Consider the following 3095-nt stretch of genomic DNA (forward strand, 5'->3'; position numbering starts at 1 on the left):
CTCGTTGAGTTGTTCTCGGACCTCTTCTCATAACAACTCATCGCCCTTTTTTCCTGATTGAGTTGTTCTCGGACCTCTTCTCATAACAACTCGGGGCCCTTTTTTCCTGATTGAGTTGTTCTCGGACCTCTTCTCATAACAACTCATCGCACATTTTTCTCTTCGAGTTGTTCTCGGACCCGTGCTCCAATCAACTTATTTATAATTGTTTTACAAAACAACAATCTTTTAAAAAACACCTTTTAAAAAAGACCTCGCTAAATGGCAATCGTTTATGAGTGGTGTTATAGTAAAGCTTCCTTCAATAAGAAAAATGAAAATGAATAGAGGAATCGTATGAAAGCACTCGTTTTTGAACAATTTGGCGGCCCTGAAGTATTACTTTATAAAGAAATCAATGATGTTTCTATCGGACCCGATGAGGTTCTTGTGAGGACGAAAGCAATTGGATTAAATTTCGCGGATATTTACCGGAGAAGAGGAAACTATCACCTTTCTGGTCAGCCACCTTACATTTTAGGGTATGAAGGCGCGGGAATCGTTGAAGAAATTGGGAGCAATGTAACTGAAGTAAAACAAGGTGACCGGATTGCGTTTGCCGATGTCCCTTATGCAAATGCAGAACTTGTTGCTGTTCCTGTTGAAAAAGCAATCCCACTTCCTGATACGATTTCCTTCGAGACGGCTGCCTCCATCCTGCTTCAGGGACTGACGGCACATTATCTCGTTCATGATAGCTATCAAATTAAATCAGGAGATACTGCACTCGTTCATGCTTCTGCAGGCGGGGTTGGACAATTATTGATACAAATGGTCGGGCTGCTTGGCGGCAAGGCGATTGGACTAACATCTTCTTCTTCGAAAGCAAATATAGCCCAAAAAGTCGGTGCTAAAAAGGTTTTTTTATACAGTGAAAATTGGGTTGATAAAATAATGCAAGAAACAAATGGAACTGGCACAGATGTAGTGTTTGACTCTGTCGGTTCCACCTTATCAGAAAGTTTTGCTGCAACCAGAGTTGGTGGCACTGTCGTATTTTATGGAATGGCAGGAGGCGACCCGAAGCCAGTAGACCCTCGGATGCTGATGGATACATCGAAAACGATTACTGGCGGGGATCTATGGAATGTATTAACCTCAAGAGCAGAAAGGATTCATCGGTCAAACCAGCTATTTAAATGGATCGCAAATGGCGATTTAGCTGTGTCGAATCCGATGACATTTTCTCTAAGAGATGGCAAAGAAGCGCATAAGTTGCTAGAGAGCCGCAAGAGCACCGGCAAAATCCTATTAATTCCTTAATTGGGGGGATTTTTAGCTATCTTTTTTTAAGATGTTTCCATTCCAGTCGAAAGAGAGTCTTACACTTAAACGGCCAAATCATGAAGATTTGGCCGTTTTCCTGCTTAATTGTTCAAAAACATGAAGCTTAAGAAGGCGATGACCCAAATCATCGGAAGCAAATTCATCGTAATGGCAAACCTTTTCTTTTTTTCCCTAAAAATCCACGCCAATACTGAACCAGTAACCACAGCAATCGGATATAAAGTGATGACCAGAACAAAAGATATATTATAGAAGTTGACACCACTGTCGAAGCTCATAAACGACAATCCCCAGATGACAAACCAGGGAACGAGAGAAAGGATATATATCGTTTGACTAAGGATTAGGAACGGCTTCATTAATACCTCCTCCATACCAGGCGGAATTTAATGCATTTATCTATATATATTTGCTTTGATTTGATTAATGCGGCTAACTGAGCATACTTCAAAAGAAAAAAGTTGAACCACATGGAAAGGTTCAACTTTAGCTGTAGACAAACTCGATGAAGATTCAGTTTGTCTACAGTTTTTCATTTAAGCCTCTTATTTAAAGCAACAAAGTTACCAAACCAGCCTTTATTTATTATCAGTAAACTTCAACAAAAGTACGTTTAAGAAACTCCCTGGTACGATCTTGCTTTGGATTATTGAAGATTTGCTCAGGGCTTCCTTCCTCTGCAATAACTCCCTTGTCCATAAACACGACACGGTCTGATACTTCCTTTGCGAATTCCATCTCATGGGTAACGATCAGCATCGTAAGACCAGTTTCAGCAAGTTCCTTCATTACCTTTAGTACCTCTCCCACCATTTCTGGATCAAGAGCAGAAGTGGGTTCGTCAAACAACATTACATCTGGCTCCATCGAAAGTGCTCTGGCAATCGCCACACGTTGTTTTTGTCCCCCGGATAGCTGCTTTGGTTTTGCGTTTATATACCTATCCATCCCAACAACCTTTAGATATTTCATTGCTACCTTTTCAGCTTCATCCTTTGAACGTTTTAACACTTTCATTTGTCCAACGAGGCAATTATTCAGGACATTATGGTTATTAAACAGGTTGAATTGCTGGAATACCATCCCTAAATGTCTGCGATAGGTCGGAATATCGTGCTTATCATCGAGGATATTCTCTCCGTTATAGATAATCTGGCCACCGCTTGGTTTTTCCAAAAGGTTGATGCAGCGAAGAAGAGTTGATTTACCTGATCCTGAAGAGCCAATTATACTTACGACTTCCCCTTTATTGACTGAAAAGTTGATGTCTTTTAAAACTTCATGTGTACCAAAGGATTTGTTTAGGTGTTGAATATCTATGACTTTTTCCATACTCTCTCCTCCTTCTCCTATAACTTATTTGCCGTCGGTGATTCCTCTCCGAGCATCATCGTGTAATTGTCCGGTCCTTCCAATTTACGCTCTAAATAAAGCAGGATTCTTGTGACGATAAATGTCATGACAAAATAAAGTACACATGCTACAAAAAATGACTCAAAGTATCTAAAGTTGTTACCGGCAACTGATTTTGTTAAGAAATACAATTCTGATACGGATATAACGTTAAGGACGGATGTGTCTTTGATATTAATGACAAATTGGTTGCCTGTCGCAGGCAAAATATTTCGAACGACCTGTGGCAATACGACGTTCATCATCGTTTGGAAATGATTCATGCCAATTGCCTGTGCAGCTTCGAATTGGCCTTTATCAACAGAAACAATTCCGCCTCGAACGATTTCTGCCATGTATGCTCCAGTGTTGATTGA

General features: G+C 40.4%; 4 protein-coding genes. 1 reads left to right on the plus strand and 3 read right to left on the minus strand.

The features are described 5' to 3' along the window. Positions 1 to 336: 336 nt before the first annotated feature. Complete coding sequence (locus WB217_RS07685) at positions 337 to 1302, plus strand: quinone oxidoreductase family protein (RefSeq protein ID WP_423992178.1); 966 nt, start codon at positions 337 to 339, stop codon at positions 1300 to 1302. 104 nt (positions 1303 to 1406) lie between these two features. Here WB217_RS07685 and WB217_RS07690 read toward each other — a convergent pair whose 3' ends face one another. From WB217_RS07690 to WB217_RS07700, 3 genes are all read right to left on the minus strand, one after another. Continuing rightward, on the minus strand, positions 1407 to 1685 hold the full coding sequence (locus tag WB217_RS07690) for a hypothetical protein (protein ID WP_423992180.1): 279 nt from the start codon (positions 1683 to 1685) through the stop codon (positions 1407 to 1409). Between the two features lie 229 nt (positions 1686 to 1914). Beyond that, on the minus strand, positions 1915 to 2658 hold the full coding sequence (locus WB217_RS07695; RefSeq protein WP_423992182.1) for an amino acid ABC transporter ATP-binding protein: 744 nt from the start codon (positions 2656 to 2658) through the stop codon (positions 1915 to 1917). A gap of 17 nt (positions 2659 to 2675) precedes the next feature. Continuing rightward, a partial coding sequence (locus WB217_RS07700) for an amino acid ABC transporter permease (RefSeq protein WP_423992184.1) occupies positions 2676 to 3095 on the minus strand: 420 nt, incomplete at its 5' end.

Source organism: Mesobacillus sp. (assembly GCF_049588175.1).
Taxonomy (GTDB): Bacteria; Bacillota; Bacilli; order Bacillales; family Cytobacillaceae; genus Mesobacillus.

Bases quoted from the DNA above. Each gene is read 5' to 3' on its own strand.
- WB217_RS07685 (WP_423992178.1), top strand. From the start codon at position 337: ATGAAAGCACTCGTTTTTGAACAATTTGGCGGCCCTGAAGTATTACTT.
- WB217_RS07690 (WP_423992180.1), bottom strand. From the start codon at position 1,685: ATGAAGCCGTTCCTAATCCTTAGTCAAACGATATATATCCTTTCTCTC.
- WB217_RS07695 (WP_423992182.1), bottom strand. From the start codon at position 2,658: ATGGAAAAAGTCATAGATATTCAACACCTAAACAAATCCTTTGGTACA.